The 14,290-nt window shown below is 66.8% G+C and carries 12 protein-coding genes, 1 tRNA gene and 1 pseudogene; 10 read left to right on the top strand and 4 right to left on the bottom strand.

Going from position 1 to position 14,290, the window contains the following annotated elements; all coding sequences use genetic code 11:
• Window positions 1-6: 6 nt before the first annotated feature.
• Both CFB89_RS11180 and CFB89_RS11175 read left to right on the top strand, forming a co-directional pair.
• Window positions 7-351 carry a DUF4212 domain-containing protein gene (locus CFB89_RS11180; protein WP_089467864.1) on the top strand — a complete coding sequence of 115 codons (345 nt, stop codon included), beginning with the start codon at window positions 7-9 and terminating at the stop codon, window positions 349-351.
• Between the two features lie 3 nt (window positions 352-354).
• Complete coding sequence (locus CFB89_RS11175; RefSeq protein ID WP_089467863.1) at window positions 355-2,370, top strand: sodium:solute symporter family protein; 2,016 nt, start codon at window positions 355-357, stop codon at window positions 2,368-2,370.
• A gap of 85 nt (window positions 2,371-2,455) precedes the next feature.
• Here CFB89_RS11175 and CFB89_RS11170 read toward each other — a convergent pair.
• Window positions 2,456-2,546, bottom strand: a tRNA-Ser gene (locus tag CFB89_RS11170).
• Between the two features lie 385 nt (window positions 2,547-2,931).
• Here CFB89_RS11170 and CFB89_RS11160 point away from each other — a divergent pair.
• The 7 genes and pseudogenes from CFB89_RS11160 to CFB89_RS11130 all read left to right on the top strand — a co-directional run.
• Window positions 2,932-3,719 (top strand): annotated as a pseudogene (locus CFB89_RS11160) (virulence factor); the annotation flags it as partial.
• Between the two features lie 349 nt (window positions 3,720-4,068).
• On the top strand, window positions 4,069-5,175 hold the full coding sequence (locus CFB89_RS11155) for a toxic anion resistance protein (RefSeq protein WP_089467862.1): 1,107 nt from the start codon (window positions 4,069-4,071) through the stop codon (window positions 5,173-5,175).
• A gap of 20 nt (window positions 5,176-5,195) precedes the next feature.
• Window positions 5,196-5,930: a VWA domain-containing protein gene (locus CFB89_RS11150; RefSeq protein ID WP_089467861.1), complete on the top strand. Its 735-nt coding sequence runs from the start codon at window positions 5,196-5,198 to the stop codon at window positions 5,928-5,930.
• A gap of 43 nt (window positions 5,931-5,973) precedes the next feature.
• On the top strand, window positions 5,974-6,990 hold the full coding sequence (locus tag CFB89_RS11145) for a DUF475 domain-containing protein (protein ID WP_089467860.1): 1,017 nt from the start codon (window positions 5,974-5,976) through the stop codon (window positions 6,988-6,990).
• 97 nt (window positions 6,991-7,087) lie between these two features.
• Complete coding sequence (locus CFB89_RS11140) at window positions 7,088-7,744, top strand: TerD family protein (RefSeq protein ID WP_089467859.1); 657 nt, start codon at window positions 7,088-7,090, stop codon at window positions 7,742-7,744.
• A gap of 51 nt (window positions 7,745-7,795) precedes the next feature.
• Window positions 7,796-8,668 (top strand): hypothetical protein, encoded by an 873-nt coding sequence (locus CFB89_RS11135; protein WP_089467858.1) that lies wholly within the window; start codon window positions 7,796-7,798, stop codon window positions 8,666-8,668.
• Between the two features lie 120 nt (window positions 8,669-8,788).
• On the top strand, window positions 8,789-9,409 hold the full coding sequence (locus CFB89_RS11130; protein ID WP_089467857.1) for an HAD family hydrolase: 621 nt from the start codon (window positions 8,789-8,791) through the stop codon (window positions 9,407-9,409).
• A 29-nt stretch (window positions 9,410-9,438) separates the two neighbouring features.
• Here CFB89_RS11130 and CFB89_RS11125 read toward each other — a convergent pair whose 3' ends face one another.
• Entirely contained in the window at window positions 9,439-10,548 is a 1,110-nt protein-coding gene (locus CFB89_RS11125) for a fatty acid desaturase (protein WP_089467856.1), read from the bottom strand.
• A 226-nt stretch (window positions 10,549-10,774) separates the two neighbouring features.
• Between CFB89_RS11125 and CFB89_RS11120 the strand changes: the two genes are divergently transcribed.
• Window positions 10,775-11,812: an AraC family transcriptional regulator gene (locus CFB89_RS11120; RefSeq protein ID WP_089467855.1), complete on the top strand. Its 1,038-nt coding sequence runs from the start codon at window positions 10,775-10,777 to the stop codon at window positions 11,810-11,812.
• Between the two features lie 51 nt (window positions 11,813-11,863).
• Here the strand turns inward: CFB89_RS11120 and CFB89_RS11115 are convergent, their stop codons facing one another.
• Both CFB89_RS11115 and CFB89_RS11110 read right to left on the bottom strand, forming a co-directional pair.
• Window positions 11,864-12,910, bottom strand: coding sequence for a beta-propeller fold lactonase family protein (locus tag CFB89_RS11115; protein ID WP_089467854.1), 1,047 nt, complete (start codon window positions 12,908-12,910; stop codon window positions 11,864-11,866).
• A complete protein-coding gene (locus CFB89_RS11110; protein WP_089467853.1) occupies window positions 12,897-14,264 on the bottom strand; it encodes an MFS transporter in 1,368 nt (455 codons plus the stop codon). Before CFB89_RS11110 ends, CFB89_RS11115 begins: the two co-directional genes overlap by 14 nt.
• Window positions 14,265-14,290 lie beyond the last annotated feature (26 nt).

The following is a 14,290-nucleotide window of genomic DNA, read 5'->3' as shown; positions in this document are numbered from 1 at the left end:
AACGGCATGACCGTTCCGACCCGTTCGGCGCCTGCCGCGCCACCCCCCGTTCCCGCACCGCTCGCGCGTGCGCACGCACGCTACTGGCGCTTCAACGTCGCGCTGATCGCGGTGCTGATGGTGATCGGCTTCTCGGTGTCGTTCATCGTGCCGTTCTTCGGGCCCGCGCTCGCCGGCGTGCGCTTCGCCGGCTTCAGCCTGCCGTTCTATGTCGGCGCGCAGGGTGCGATTCTCGTGTACCTCGTGCTGATCGCCGTCTACATCGGGTTGATGCAACGCGCGGACCGCACGCTGCGCCGCGCGTACGACGAGCATGCGGCACGCGCCGACCATGCGAACGGCGGGCGCTGATTCATGCTGACGCATCGACTGATACGCGCGTACGCGCTCTATACGCTCGGATTTCTCGGGTTCGTGCTGCTGATGTGGCGGATCGAGCGCGCGACGGGCTCGGGCGTGTGGATCGGCTACGTGTTCCTGTTCGTGCCGATCGCCGTGTATGCGGTGATCGGGTTGTTGTCGCGCACGTCCGATCTGGTCGAGTACTACGTGGCGGGGCGGCGCGTGCCGTCCGCGTTCAACGGGATGGCGACGGCGGCCGACTGGCTGTCCGCGGCGTCTTTCATCGGCCTGGCCGGCTCGCTCTATGCCACCGGTTACGACGCGCTCGCCTACATGATGGGCTGGACGGGCGGGTTCTGCCTCGTTGCGTTCCTGCTCGCGCCGTATGTGCGCAAGCTCGCGCGCTACACGATTCCCGATTTTCTCGGCACGCGCTTTTCGAGCACGGCCGTGCGCGCGCTTGCAGCCGGCGCGGCGATCCTGTGTTCGTTCGTGTACTTGGTCGCGCAGATCCAGGGAATCGGCCTGATCGCGACGCGCTTCATCGGCGTCGATTTCGCGATCGGCATCTTCTGCGGGCTGGCGGGCATTCTCGTGTGCTCTTTTCTCGGCGGAATGCGGGCGGTCACATGGACCCAGGTCGCGCAGTACATCATCCTGATCAGCGCGATCCTGATCCCGGTGTCGCTGATCGCGATGAAGAACGGGCTCGGCCCCGTGCCGCAGTTCAATTACGGCAAGCTGATGGAGCGTGTCGCGGCGCGCGAGGCGCAGGTGCGCGACGCGCGCGACGAGCAGCAGGTGCGCGATGCGTACCGCCGGCAGGCCGCGGACATCCAGACGCGGCTCGACCGGTTGCCGGCGTCCTATGCGGATGCGCGCCGGCATCTCGTCGACCAGCTTGCGGACCTGCGGCGCCACAACGGGCCGCTGCGCGAGATCAGCCAGCGCGAGCGCGAGTTGGCCGATTTTCCGCGTGACCCGGCGGCGGCGCGCGTGGCGTGGACGCAGGCGCGTGACGACCTGCTCGCGCGTGCCGAGCCGCCGGTGCCGATGCACGAGCCGTTTCCGGCCGCGAGCGAAGACGAGCGCAAGCCGCGGGAGCGGAATTTCCTCGCGCTGCTGCTGTGCCTGTCGCTCGGCACCGCGAGCCTGCCGCACATCCTGACGCGCTACAACACGACCACGTCGGTCGCGTCGGCGCGGCGGTCGGTCGGCTGGACGCTGTTCTTCATCGCGCTGTTCTACCTGAGCGTGCCGGTGCTTGCGGCGCTGATCAAGTACGAGATTCTCGCGAATCTCGTCGGGCGGCCGTTCGCCGAATTGCCCGCGTGGGTCACGCAATGGCATCACTTCGAACCCGACCTGATCAGCGTCGTGGAGGTGATTCGCGACGGCATCGTGCACTGGTCGGAAATCCAGATGCAGCCGGACATGGTCGTGCTGGCCGCGCCGGAGATCGCCGGGCTGCCGTACGTGGTGTCGGGGCTCATCGCGGCCGGTGCGCTGGCCGCGGCGCTGTCGACCGCGGACGGGCTGTTGCTGACGATCGCGAACGCACTGTCGCACGACGTCTATTACTGCATGGTCGCGCCCGATGCGTCGAGCCAGCGGCGGGTGACGATCTCCAAGGTGCTACTGCTGGGCGTGGCGCTGTTCGCGTCGTATGTCGCGTCGCTCAATACCGGGAAGATCCTGTTTCTCGTCGGCGCCGCGTTTTCGCTGGCGGCGTCGAGCTTCTTTCCGGTGCTGGTGCTGGGCGTGTTCTGGAAGCGCACGACGACGCGTGGCGCGATTGCCGGGATGGTGACGGGCTTGGCGGTGTGCGTGTATTACATCGTGTCGACTTATCCGTTCTTCACGCAACTGACCGGGTTCGCCGGGCGCACGTGGTTCGGGATCGAGCCGATCAGTTCGGGCGTGTTCGGCGTGCCGGCGGGGTTCGCAGTGGCGATCGTGGTGAGTCTGTGTGATAAGCGGCCGGATGAGTATACGCGGGCGTTGGTGGATTACATTCGGCATCCGTGAGGGGGGACGCGGAGCAGGGCGTGTCGACGTTCCAAAATGGAAAGCCCCCTGATTTCTCGGGGAAATCAGGGGGCTGCATTGATTCTGGCGGAGAGAGGGGGATTCGAACCCCCGATAGGCGATTAACCTATACACGCTTTCCAGGCGTGCGACTTAAACCACTCATCCATCTCTCCGGAAGAACGAGAGTATAGCAAACTCTGGTGGCGGCCCGCCACTCCCTTGCGCGCCGATAGAAGAGGGATGCTTCAACGAAGGCTATGACTCCCCGTCGGCTGGGCGCGATGCCGACAAGAAGGACAAGCGGGATGACGATCCCTACGACAACTTCGACGCGAAGTCGAAAAAATTCGAGACCGAGGCTGATGCGCTGAAAGCGCAGCGTGACGCTGAATCCGAGGCCGCTCAGCGGTATGAGGATTATTCGATTCTTCGCATGGAAGCGAGACGGTCGAAGAATCGCGAATGGGTGGACAAGGATGGGCGGGTGGTCGGAGAGGACGATCCGACAACTGCATCGGCTGACTACACCAAATGGAGGAACCAGCAGGTCTTCGACAGGAGATCGGCAATCCGTCGGCAAAAGACCTGTGGAGCCACGACACGCCGCCCGATGTGCACGTGACGTCGGGCCAGGGAAATGCCGGCTTCACGTCGCTGAACGCCGCTCTGGATTACTTGGCCGCGCATCCGACAAAAGCGTGTGGGTGATGAACTGGGACGCGCCAAGCTTTCCCCCGCAGGACGAACAGCTCAACGAGAACATGGTCGTGTTGTTCCTCGCCGGCCCGAATCTGAAGACCGAGCGGGAACCGCTGGCATGGATCGGCAAGGCGGCGCAAGGCAGTGCCCAGGATTTCGACGCGAAGCAGGGCAGCCGCCGCGGGGGGCCGGCATGGAATTCGACGATCGATGCGGCGGCAGGCAATGCGGGCGTCACGGTCTCGTCGCTGAACTACGTTATCCACGACGCGGGGAAGGGCAGCGTGGCCGCGTCGGCAAGGGCTGCGTCGCTTTCGCAAGGGCTCGCGGCAGCCGTGCCGGAAAGCGACCTCCGCGACGCGACCTTCAACACGTCGGCACTGCTCGGTGACATGGGTGCCGGCGCGGCGTTGACCGATGTGGCGCTCGCGATCGGCCGTGCAAATCACCTCGGCGGAAACGTGCTCGTGGCGGGAACGACCGACGCCGAGCGTCCGACGGCCGTGGTGGTGGTCGCGCCGTCGAAGCTGAGGCCGATCGATCCCGGCAAGGACTGGTTCCGCGCACGCGGGAAGAACAACGCGTACTTGCCGTGGTGGGGCCGCCGTCACGACGCGCGCCCGGCGTCGCAAGGCTATTCGTACTAGGACGCGAGGTAAGGGCCGGCGTTAAGCAATCTGTAACAATCAGCGGAATAGTGGGCGCCTGGTTCTTTCAAAATGCTTTCTTTTTTCGTGGCCGCTGCACACCGGGAAGTTCGGATTCACGCTCCATCAAGGCACTTGTCCTGGCGTTGCCGGAAGTAGTGTTGGAATTCCCGCCGCATATATTACAGATCGTATGGAAAGTGAAAGAATTCCACGGCTTGACGTGCCGCACCGTCGCCATTTATTGTCCGTCTGCCGCCCGTGAGAGAGCACGACGGCCATCGCGCAAGCGCGCCTCGCGCGCACGACAACACGTAGCAAAAAGCAGAAAAGGAAACGTGGTAGCCACATGAAGCCGCTATTCGACGACAACAAATCCGATGCGGTCAGCGATCGTCCTTCCACGCCGTCTTTGTCGCCCGTCGCCGTGCCAGCCGCCGTCGCCAACGCTGCCAACGTCGTCGTGCCGGCAACTCAGCCGACGGAGCACGCGCGCCTGATCACCGTCGACGAGATCGACCAGCTCGGCGCGACGCAGGGCACGCGGATCGCCGCCTTCTCCCAGCAGATTCTCGCGAGCGTCCGCGCATCGGACGCCGACCAGTTCGGCGACAAGCTCAACGAGCTGATCGCGACCGCGAAGGGGCTCGACCCGCGCGGCGCCGACAAGGGCGGGCTGCTCACGCAGGTCACGCGGCTGTTCCGCTCGACCAAGGAGAAGCTGCTGTCGCAATACGAATCGGTGAGCAAGCGGATGGACACGCTCGTCGTCGAGCTCGAAAACCATGCGCAGCGCCAGAAGGCCGGCATCGACGAGCTCGAGCGGATGTACAACGACAACTACGCGCTGCACCAGGAGCTCGCGCAGGCGAAGGCGCATGGCGAAACGTCGCTTGCGACGCTGCGCGCGCATCTGGCGGCCGGCCAGCAGCCGGCGGACGATGCGTTCGCCGCGCAGCGTCTGCTCGACGTGAAGCGCAAGGTCGACGCGCTCGAAAGCAAGCTCGACGATCTCGACCGCGCGATGCTGATGTCGAAGCAGCTCGCGCCGCAGATCCGGATGGAGCAGGACCAGAAACGCACGCTGACGTCGAAGTTCATGACGATCAAGACGGTGCTGATCCCCGCGTGGACCAACGCGTTCGCGCTCTACCTCGAACAGCTCAGCACGAAGCGCGCGGCGGCGCTCGCGAACGCGACGTACGACGCGGCCGACGAGGCGATCCGTGCGCAAGCCGACCTGAACCGCCAGAACGCTCAGGAAGTCGCGAAGCTCGGCCAGCGCCCGGTGATCTCGACCGACACGTTCGAATACGCGCAGCAGCAGTTGTTCGGCGCGTTCGACGACATCACGCAGATCATCGCCGACGGCCGCCGCCAGCGCGAGCAGGACGCGCCGCGCCTGCGCCAGCTCGAACAGGACCTGATCACCCGATTCGCTCCGAAGCACAACTAAGAGAACTGAGAGAACACCGCATGATTACGCTTGAGAAACGCGCGGCGAAGGTCGCGATCGTCCTCGAAAAACGTCAGATCCTGAAGCCGCCGGTCGTGCGCGTCGGCGCGGCGCTCGACATCTCGGGCTCCGCGAAGCCGCTGTATCAGTCGGGCGTGATCCAGGAGACGCACGACCGGATTCTCGGCATTGCACTGAAGTTCGACGACAACGGCGAAGTCGACACGTGGACCTTCACCGAAGGCTACGACCGCCTGCCGACCGCGACGCCGGACAACTACGGCTCGTACATTTCCGATCACGTGCTCAATGCACGGATCGAAAAATGGGGCGGCACGCAGTACGCCCCGGTGATGAACGACATCGTCGACTTCTTCTTCCGCGCGCCGGAGCCGAAGCGCGAGGAAAAGCGCGGCTTCCTGAGCCGGCTGTTCGGCGGTGCGGACGACACGCCCGCGCCGGCCGCGTCCGCGAACGGCCATCTGCCGGCATGGGTGCTGTTCGTCACCGACGGCCAGAACCCGAAGAACGACCGCAAGCGCGTGCGTCAGCTACTGGCCGAATCGCAGCACTTCCCGCTGTACTGGTCGCTCGTCGGCGTCGGCGATCCGAGCGAATTCGACTTCCTCGCGGAAGTGGCGGACGAAATGCCGAACGTCGGCTTCCTGCATCTCGAATCGCTCGACCTGAGCGACGAACAGATCTACGAACAGCTGATCACGCAGGAATTCTGCGACTGGGTGCGCGCGAAGTAAGCGCGTGCCGCCTGCCCATTTTTCTGAACTCGATTACTCCATCATGTTGAAAGACTTCAAGATCCCGTTGTCGCTCACGGCGCTCGCGCTGATCGCGGCCTATCTCCTCGGCGGCGTGAAGGACATGCTGATCGTCGCGGTCCTGTGCGTGCTCGAAATTTCGCTGTCGCTCGACAACGCGGTCGTCAACGCATCGGTGCTGAAGAACTGGTCGGAGAAGTGGCGCAACCGCTTCATGGTGTTCGGCCTGCCGGTCGCGGTGTTCGGCATGCGGCTCGTGTTTCCGCTGCTGATCGTCGCGGTGATCGGCCACATCGGCCTGTGGGACGCGCTGACGCTGGCGGTCGAATCGCCGGACAAGTACGCGGCGGTGCTGACGTCCGCGCATCACGAGGTGTCGGCGTTCGGCGGCGCGTTCCTGCTGATGGTGTTCTTCAAGTTCATGCTCGACACCGAGAAGGACGAGCACTGGATCGGCTTCCTCGAAGGCCCGATGCGCCATCTCGGCCGCATCACCGCGCTGGAAGTGGCGCTGACGCTCGCGATCGTGATCGTCGCGTCGTTCTACGTGCCGGCGACCGAACAGGTGAGCTTCCTGCTCGCGGGCGCGTTCGGCGTGATCGGCTTCGTGATCGCGCACGGCGTGGGCGACCTGGTCGGCGGCGAGGACACGGGCACGCGCGTGGTGCGCGAAGGCGTCGCGGGCTTCATGTATCTGGAAGTGCTCGATTCGTCGTTCAGCTTCGATGGCGTGATCGGCGCGTTCGCGCTGTCGAACAACATCTTCCTGATCGCGCTCGGCCTGGGCGTCGGCGCGGCCTACATCCGGGAAATGACGCTCGTGTTGCTGAAGAAGGGCACGCTCGCGCAGTACCGCTTTCTCGAGCACGGCGCGTTCTGGGCGATCGGCGCGCTCGCGACGATCATGTTCCTCGGCGTGAAGTTCGAGGTGCCCGAAGTCGTCACCGGCCTGATCGGCGCGGCGATGATCGCCGCGGCCGTATGGTCGTCGATCGTCGTGCAGCGTAAGGAAGACCGCGCGGCGGTGGCGAGCAAGTAAGCGCGTTACGCGATACGAACACCATCCACGAAGGGGCCGCCGCGCGCGGCCCGGCATCGCCGCCGGCGCAACGGCGGTTCCAGCAGAAGAGGTTCAGATGATCAATTTGTCGAAAGGCGGTCGCGTCAACCTGTCGAAGGAAGCGCCCGGCACGCAGAAATTCCGCATCGGTCTCGGTTGGGACGCGAACGCGACGGACACGGGCACGGATTTCGATCTCGACGTGTCGGTGTTCCTGTGCAAGTACGACGCGCAGAGCAATCCGAAACTGATCTCGGATCAGCATTTCGTGTTCTACAACAGCGAAGTGCGCACGATGGAGCGCAAGGAAACCTTCATCCAGGCGGGCGATGATTTCCCGAAGCGCGGGATGCCTGCGTCGAAGTGCCTGGGCGTCGTGCATAGCGGCGACAACCGCACGGGCAGCGGCGATGGCGACGACGAAGTGATCTTCATCGACATCACGAAGCTCGCGGCCGACGTCGAGGAAATCTCGGTGGTCGTGACGATCGACCAGGCCGAAGCGCGCCGCCAGAATTTCGGGCAGGTTCGCAACAGCTACATCCAGATCGCCGACGAGGTGTCGGGCGCGGTGATCGCGAAGTACGCGCTCGAGGAAGACTTCTCGATGGAGACGTCGGTGCAGGTCGGCAGCTTCTATCGCCGTGACGGCCACTTCATGTTCAAGGCGGTCGGCGCCGGCTACAACCGCGGCCTCGGCGATTTCGTCCGCGCGTACGGCGGCGCGGTCTGACTGGCGGCAGCCCGGCGTGCGGCACGCTGCCGCGCCGGGCAGGAAGCAGCGATGACGAATCCGTCCGACGAGCCGAAGCGGCTCGAGTTCGATACGACGCCCGAGCGCACGCCCGGGCGTCTTGCGTTCGACGCGCCGGGCGCGCCCGGTGCGTCGCTTGAGCGTGCGCCCGAGCGGCCCGCCCCGCAGGCGCTCGACTTCGGGCCGGCGCCCGCATCCGATCGAGCCGTGCGTGCGGCGCCCGCCGACGCGATCGGCCGCGCGCTGTTCGGCGAATCGAATCATCCGCAGCTCGACGCGTGCTTCCGCGCCGCGCAGGCCAGCTTTCCGAATCTCTATCCCGACTACGCGCCGCGCATCGAGCGGCATATCCGGCAACTGGTGCCGCTGAAGCTCGCGACGGTCGCGACGATCGGCGACGGCGCGCTGGAGGCGGCCGGCAATCTCGTCGAAGCCGTCGCGGCGACGATGCGCGAATTCAACGAACTCGGCGCGGCCGACATGATGGCCGGGATGCTCGCGCAGGCGACGCGCAAGGCCGGCATGTTCGAACGCTGGTTCGGCGGGGCGTCGGGCCATGTCGACTATCGCGCGGCGCTCGGCGCGCTCAAGCAGTCGCTCGGGTTTTTCCCGCGCCGCACCGAGGAACTCGCCGCGAAGGTTCGCCATGCGGAGGAAAACCTCGTGGTCGTGCTCGCGGCGCTGAGCGCGGTGTCGGACGTCGTGCGCGCGCCGGACGATGCGGGCGTCGAGCGTACGCTGTTCGACCGTCGCAACATCGTCGGGCAGGCCGTCCAGCAGATCCGGATGCAGCCGGCGCAACTGCGCGGGCTCGACGAGCGCGTGACCGACCTGCTGTCGCGCGCCGATCACCTGATGAACGTCGTGCTGCCGGCCGCGCTGGCCGCGCGGCCGCCGCGCTGAGCGAACGAGCCGACCGCATGCGCGTCGGCGCGCGGTCTCGTGTCGGGCGGACGGTTTCGCGCGGGTAGCCGGGAGTCTGCTATCTTCCCGGGCATCTCAACGCTTTCCCGCCGATTCTTCATGACCGACCGCATCGTCGCCGCCTTCGATTTCGACGGCACCATCACGACCACCGACAGCTTTCGCCATTTCGTCCGCCAGACGGTCGGCACGCCGCGTTTCGCGTGGGCCGGGCTGCGCGCGCTGCCGTGGATCGTCGCGATGAAGGCAGGGTGGCTGTCGCGCGGCGACGCGAAGGCGAAGTTCGCGTCGTTCGCGTTCGGGCCGATCCGCGAAGACGCGCTCGATGCGCACGCGCGCCGGTTCGTCGACAGCTATTTGCCGGGCCTCGTGCGTCCGGAGATGCTCGAACGCATTCGCGAGCATCGCGCGCGCGGGCATGAAGTCGTGCTGGTCAGCGCGTCGCCGTCGCTGTATCTGGAGAAGTGGGCGAAGACGGCCGGCTTCGACGCGGTACTCGCGACGCGGCTCGCGTTCGAGCGCGGCATCTTCGCCGGGCGGCTCGACGGCGAGAACTGCTGGGGGCCGCAGAAGGTCGTCCGGCTGCGCGGATGGTGGGGCAACCGGCCCCCGAAGCAGTTGTTCGCGTACGGCGACAGCCGCGGCGACAAGGAAATGGCCGAGCTCGCGAACTGGTCGTGGATTCGCGGCCAGGGGCCGATGCCGCCGATCGGCGAGTGACCAAGCACTGAGGCCGCGCGCCGCGGGCGTTACGCATCGGCCGGCGCGTTGCGCGTGCTGCGCGGCGGACGATAGCCGCTCCAGCGATTCGCACGCGCGAACGTGCCGACGTCGTTGAAGCGCACGCCGACTTCGCGCAGCGCCGCGTGCGCGGTGCGCGCAGTCAGTTGGCGGATGTAGAACGGGTCGCGCACCACGAAGTGATGGATCGCGTGCGTGCTGCCGAAGTTGAAGCAGAACAGCTGGAACGGCAGCATCCACCACGGGTTCAGCACCTGCGTCTGCTGGATCACGTTGCGCGAATCGATGTCGCCGAAATAATGCATGTTCGAGCTGACGAAGTTGATGCAGAAGCTGCGCAGGAAGTTCGGCCCGAGCCACACCACCGCGAGGAAATCGACGACGTTCATCGCCCGCTCGACGCCGGCGGGCACGTTCACCGCGACGCCGAACGCATGCAGCGCGAACAGGCCGGCGTGATAGACGATGAACGCGTGCCACAGCGTGTAGTACAGGTGGCCGATCGGCATGTACGACGACATCTGCTCGACGCGCAACTGCAGGCGCTCGGACGGATCCCGCACCGGCTGCGCGGCCACGTACTGCTTCACCTTGCGGCGCATCGCCGCCGGCCGCAGCACGACGGCGAGCATGCCGTCCGCGATCATCAGCAGGCGCTTGACGCCCCAGCGCTCGCCGTTGGTGATGCCGTATTCCTCGAGATCCGATTCGCCGCCCGATACCTTGTGATGATGCAGGTGCATGCGCCGCCGCGTCCACGGATTGATGGTGCCCGGCCGCGTGAGCCAGCACAGCGCCATCATCAGGTGATATGCCCACGGCGTCTTCTTGAAGTACATCAGGTGGATCAGGTCGTGCTCGAGCTCGTGAATCAGCGACGTGACGAACGCGGCGAGCGGCAGCGCGACGTACCACGCGATCGCGCCGCGCGCATACAGCCATGCGATCGCGAGCATCGCGCTCACCGACACGGCCATTACGGTCGCGCCGACGAGGTTCTGGTTGTCGAGCAGCGGAAAGCGCGCGCGGATCGCGTCGCTCGCGGCGTTGACTTCGCGGCGGACGTACGCGACTTTCTCTGCGTCGTGGCGAAAGGCGGTTCGTGCGGGTTGGCTCATCGAGCGGAATCCAGGCGGAAAGAGGTGGGCGCAATGCCGATGGGACAAGCATAGGCGCGTGCCGGAACGCGGGCGAGGGCCGTCGGTGCCAATGATGGTGTCATTTCGGGCCACGTTGGCCGCCGGGCGGCCGCCCGCGCGGATGTCCGCCCGCTAGAGTGCCGCCGCGGTGTCATTGCGGGCCAGCGACGCTACAATCCGCCGAAACCGCTCCGGAGTCCGCCGCATGGCCTCGTCCGTTCCGGATGCCGCGCGCCAGTTGAACAAGGCGACGGTGTCGTCCGCGTATGCGCTGTTCATGCTGATGCTGGCCGAGGAGCGCGGCATCGACGGCGGCCGCATTCTCGCCGGCTCGGGCGTCGAGCGCGACCGGCTCGCGCAGCCCGATGCGCGCATCACGCCGCTGCAGCAGGCGGCGATCGTGTTCAGCCTGCTCGATGCGACCGACGATCCGTCGATCGCGATCGAGATCGGCCTGCGCAGCAGCCTGACGAAAGCGGGGCTGATCGGCTTCGGCCTGATGAGCTGCGCGACGCTCGGCGAGGCGATCGCGCTCGGCATCCGTTACCTGCCGACGCGCGTGCCGTTTTTCTCGGTGCGGCTCGCGCAGCTCGACGGCATCGTCGACATCGACGTGCTCGAAGCGTTTCCGCTCGGCCGGCTGCGCCAGTTCGCGGTGGAAAATTTTCTGGTCGAGACCGCGATCCTGTTCAATTCGCTGCTGTATCCGACGCCGGGGCGCACGCTGCAGTCGCGTGCCGAACTCCATTTCGAATGGCCCGAGCCGCCGTGGTTCGAGCGCTATCGCGCGCGGCTGCCGCGCTGCCATTTCGATGCGAGCGCGAACCGCATCCGCTGCGACGCCGCGCTGCTCGACGAGCCGATCGGCACCGCGAACGCGCAGACCGCGCAAATGATCGTCCAGCAGTGCGAGGCGGAACTCGCGCGGCTCGGCTATGCGGAGAGCATCGTCGAGCGCGTGCGCAACCTGCTGATCTGCGGCGAGGGCGGCTATCCGTCGGTGGACGACGTCGCGCGCGAGCTGCACGTGTCGGCGCGCACGCTCAAGCGCAAGCTCGCCGGATACGGCGCGACCTATTCGGCGCTGCTCGACGAGATCCGGCTGCGCGATGCGCTGCGGCTGCTCGAAGGCACGCGGCTGCCGGTCGACGAGATCGCGGCGCGCGTCGGCTATACCGACCGCGCCAATTTCACGCGCGCGTTCAAGCGCTGGACGGGCGTGGCGCCGAGCGAGCGGCGCTGAATGCCGCACCCGCACCGGGGTGCCGTTTCCTTCGCAGGCGCCGGATCTTTTTCAGACGATCGCGATCCAGTTCGCGCCGCGGCCGCCCGGCACGCGCGTGTGCAGCGACAGCGTGCCGTCGTCCGGCGCGATCGCATATACCGCGACGTGTTCCGACTGTTCGCCGCAGGCCACGAGCCAGCGTCCGGACGGATCGATCGCGAACCCGCGCGGCTGGGTCTCGGTGGGTGTTGCGTGGGTGGGCTCGAACGAGCCGTCTTCGTTGCGGCGATAGCCGAGCAACCGGCTCGACGTGCGCTCGCTGACGTACGCGAAGCGCTCGTCGGGCGTCAGATGCAGATCGGCGGCCCACACCGACGGTTCGGCCGGGGCGGGCGGGCGCGCATGGCCTTGCGCGAGTTCGGCGACGGCCGGATGGCGTGCGCTCACGCGCGGATCGCCGAGCCGGCCGGTGTCGGTGTCGCGGGCGAAGGTCGCGAGCGTTCCCTGGAATTCGCTGACGACGACCAGCGTGCGGCCGTCGTCAACGAACCGCAGGTGACGCGGGCCGAAGCCGGCCGGCACGCGTGTTTCGCCATGTTCGACCGCGCGCACGCCGGCGGCGTCCTCGACGAGCGCGAAGCCGAACACGCGGTCCGAGCCGAGCGAACTGACGTACGCGAAACGGTTGTCCGGCGACACGATCACCGCATGCGCGTTCGCGATGCCGCCCGCGACTTGCAGCGGCGTGCCGTCGCCGTCGCGCACGCGCGCCGCGTCGTAGAGGCTCAGCGAGCTGCCGCCGTACGACGCGCCGAGCAGCCAGCGGCCGCTGCGGTCGAGCGACAGGTATGCATGGCTCGCATCGATCGCGGTCGTGCCGATGCGCACGAGCGCGCCCGTGGCGGCGACGCGGAACGCGACGATCGTCGGCTGTTCGCCGCGCGTCGCGACGTAGAGCCGCGCGCGGTCGGCCTGCACGGCGATCGGCATCGCGACGTCGGCGGCCGGATAGCGGGCGAGCGGCGTGAGCGTGCCGTCGCCGGCGAGGGAGAACGTGGCGAGGTCGCCGTCGACGGCATTCGAGACGACGACGGTCAGGCGGTCAGTGTTCGGCATGGCGGAGCATCGAGGCGTGCGAGAAGGTTTCGTCGGCCGGCCGGCCGCGCGGCGGATCGCTGCGCCGCTGCGTGCGCGCGAACAGCGCGGCGACCGCGGCGACGAGCGATGCGATCGCGAGCGCATACAGCCCGCCCGTGATCGAACCCGTATGTTGCTTCAAATAGCCGAAGGCCGTCGGCGCGACGAAGCCGCCGAGGTTGCCGACCGAGTTGATCAGCGCGATCACGGCCGCGGCCACGCGCGTGTCGAGATAGCCCTGCGGAATCGGCCAGAACAGCGACGACGCGGCCTTGAAGCCGAGCGCGGCGAAGCAGATCGACGCGAACGACCACACCGGATTCGGCGACGTCGACGCGAACAGCCCGCACGCGGCGAGCACGAGCGCGCATGCGAGCCAGCGCTGCGGATGCTTCCACTTCGACGACAGCACCGCGAAGCCGTACATCGCGCCGATCGCGATCATCCACGGAATCGTGTTGTACAGGCCGACCTGGAAATCGGTGAGGCCGCCCATCTTGCGGATGATGGTCGGCAGCCAGAACGTGGCCGCGTAGATCGTCAGCTGGATCGAGAAGTACAGGAAGCAGAACAGCATGATCTGCGGGTCGCGCAGCAGCGTGGTCGCGCGCACCGGCACGTTCGAGCGGACGTCGCGCGCCGCGCGTTCGTCGTCGAGCGCGTTCTGCAGCGCCGTACGTTCTTCGGGTGTGAGCCACGTCGCGTCGCGGATATGCGATTTCAGCAGCAGCCAGCTCGCGCCGCACAGCGCAACCGAGAACAGCCCTTCGATCAGAAACATCCATTGCCAGCCCGCGAGGCCGAAGCCGCGGATCGACAGCAGCGCGCCGGTGACGGGCCCGGACAGCACCGATGCGAACGCGGAGCCGCCGAGGAAGATCGCCATCGCCTTGCCGCGTTCCCGCGGCGGCAGCCATTGCGACAGATACAGCACGACGCCGGGGAAGAAGCCGGCCTCGGCGGCGCCGAGCAGGAAGCGCAGCGCGTAGAACGACGTGTCGTTCCACACGAACGCCATCGCGGCCGCGACGATGCCCCACGTCGCCATGATCCGCGCGAGCCAGATGCGCGCGCCGTAGCGCTGCATCAGCAGGTTCGACGGTACTTCGAATAGCGCGTAGCCGACGAAGAACAACCCGGCGCCGAGCCCGTACGCGGCCGCGCCGATGCCGATCGACGCTTCCAGATGGCGATCGACGAAGCCGACGTTTACGCGGTCGATGTAGTTCGCGATGAACATGATCAGCACGAGCGGCAGCACGTGCCACTTCACTTTCGAGACGGCGGACGCGAGCGGGTCGCGGCCGGGCAGGGCGGACGAGGGCGGGTTCAACGGTGTCTCCGGTCGGGCGGTGGCCG

The organism is Burkholderia sp. AU16741, from assembly GCF_002223345.1.
GTDB classification, from domain to species: Bacteria; Pseudomonadota; Gammaproteobacteria; order Burkholderiales; family Burkholderiaceae; genus Burkholderia; species Burkholderia sola.
Note: the sequence above shows the minus strand (reverse complement) of the source record. Positions and strands in the feature narration are given on the sequence as shown.

What these genes read in the sequence shown, in the direction of transcription:
- CFB89_RS11180 (WP_089467864.1), top strand. Translation starts at nt 7, where the DNA reads ATGACCGTTCCGACCCGTTCGGCGCCTGCCGCGCCACCCCCCGTTCCC.
- CFB89_RS11175 (WP_089467863.1), top strand. Translation starts at nt 355, where the DNA reads ATGCTGACGCATCGACTGATACGCGCGTACGCGCTCTATACGCTCGGA.
- CFB89_RS11155 (WP_089467862.1), top strand. Translation starts at nt 4,069, where the DNA reads ATGAAGCCGCTATTCGACGACAACAAATCCGATGCGGTCAGCGATCGT.
- CFB89_RS11150 (WP_089467861.1), top strand. Translation starts at nt 5,196, where the DNA reads ATGATTACGCTTGAGAAACGCGCGGCGAAGGTCGCGATCGTCCTCGAA.
- CFB89_RS11145 (WP_089467860.1), top strand. Translation starts at nt 5,974, where the DNA reads ATGTTGAAAGACTTCAAGATCCCGTTGTCGCTCACGGCGCTCGCGCTG.
- CFB89_RS11140 (WP_089467859.1), top strand. Translation starts at nt 7,088, where the DNA reads ATGATCAATTTGTCGAAAGGCGGTCGCGTCAACCTGTCGAAGGAAGCG.
- CFB89_RS11135 (WP_089467858.1), top strand. Translation starts at nt 7,796, where the DNA reads ATGACGAATCCGTCCGACGAGCCGAAGCGGCTCGAGTTCGATACGACG.
- CFB89_RS11130 (WP_089467857.1), top strand. Translation starts at nt 8,789, where the DNA reads ATGACCGACCGCATCGTCGCCGCCTTCGATTTCGACGGCACCATCACG.
- CFB89_RS11125 (WP_089467856.1), bottom strand. Translation starts at nt 10,548, where the DNA reads ATGAGCCAACCCGCACGAACCGCCTTTCGCCACGACGCAGAGAAAGTC.
- CFB89_RS11120 (WP_089467855.1), top strand. Translation starts at nt 10,775, where the DNA reads ATGGCCTCGTCCGTTCCGGATGCCGCGCGCCAGTTGAACAAGGCGACG.
- CFB89_RS11115 (WP_089467854.1), bottom strand. Translation starts at nt 12,910, where the DNA reads ATGCCGAACACTGACCGCCTGACCGTCGTCGTCTCGAATGCCGTCGAC.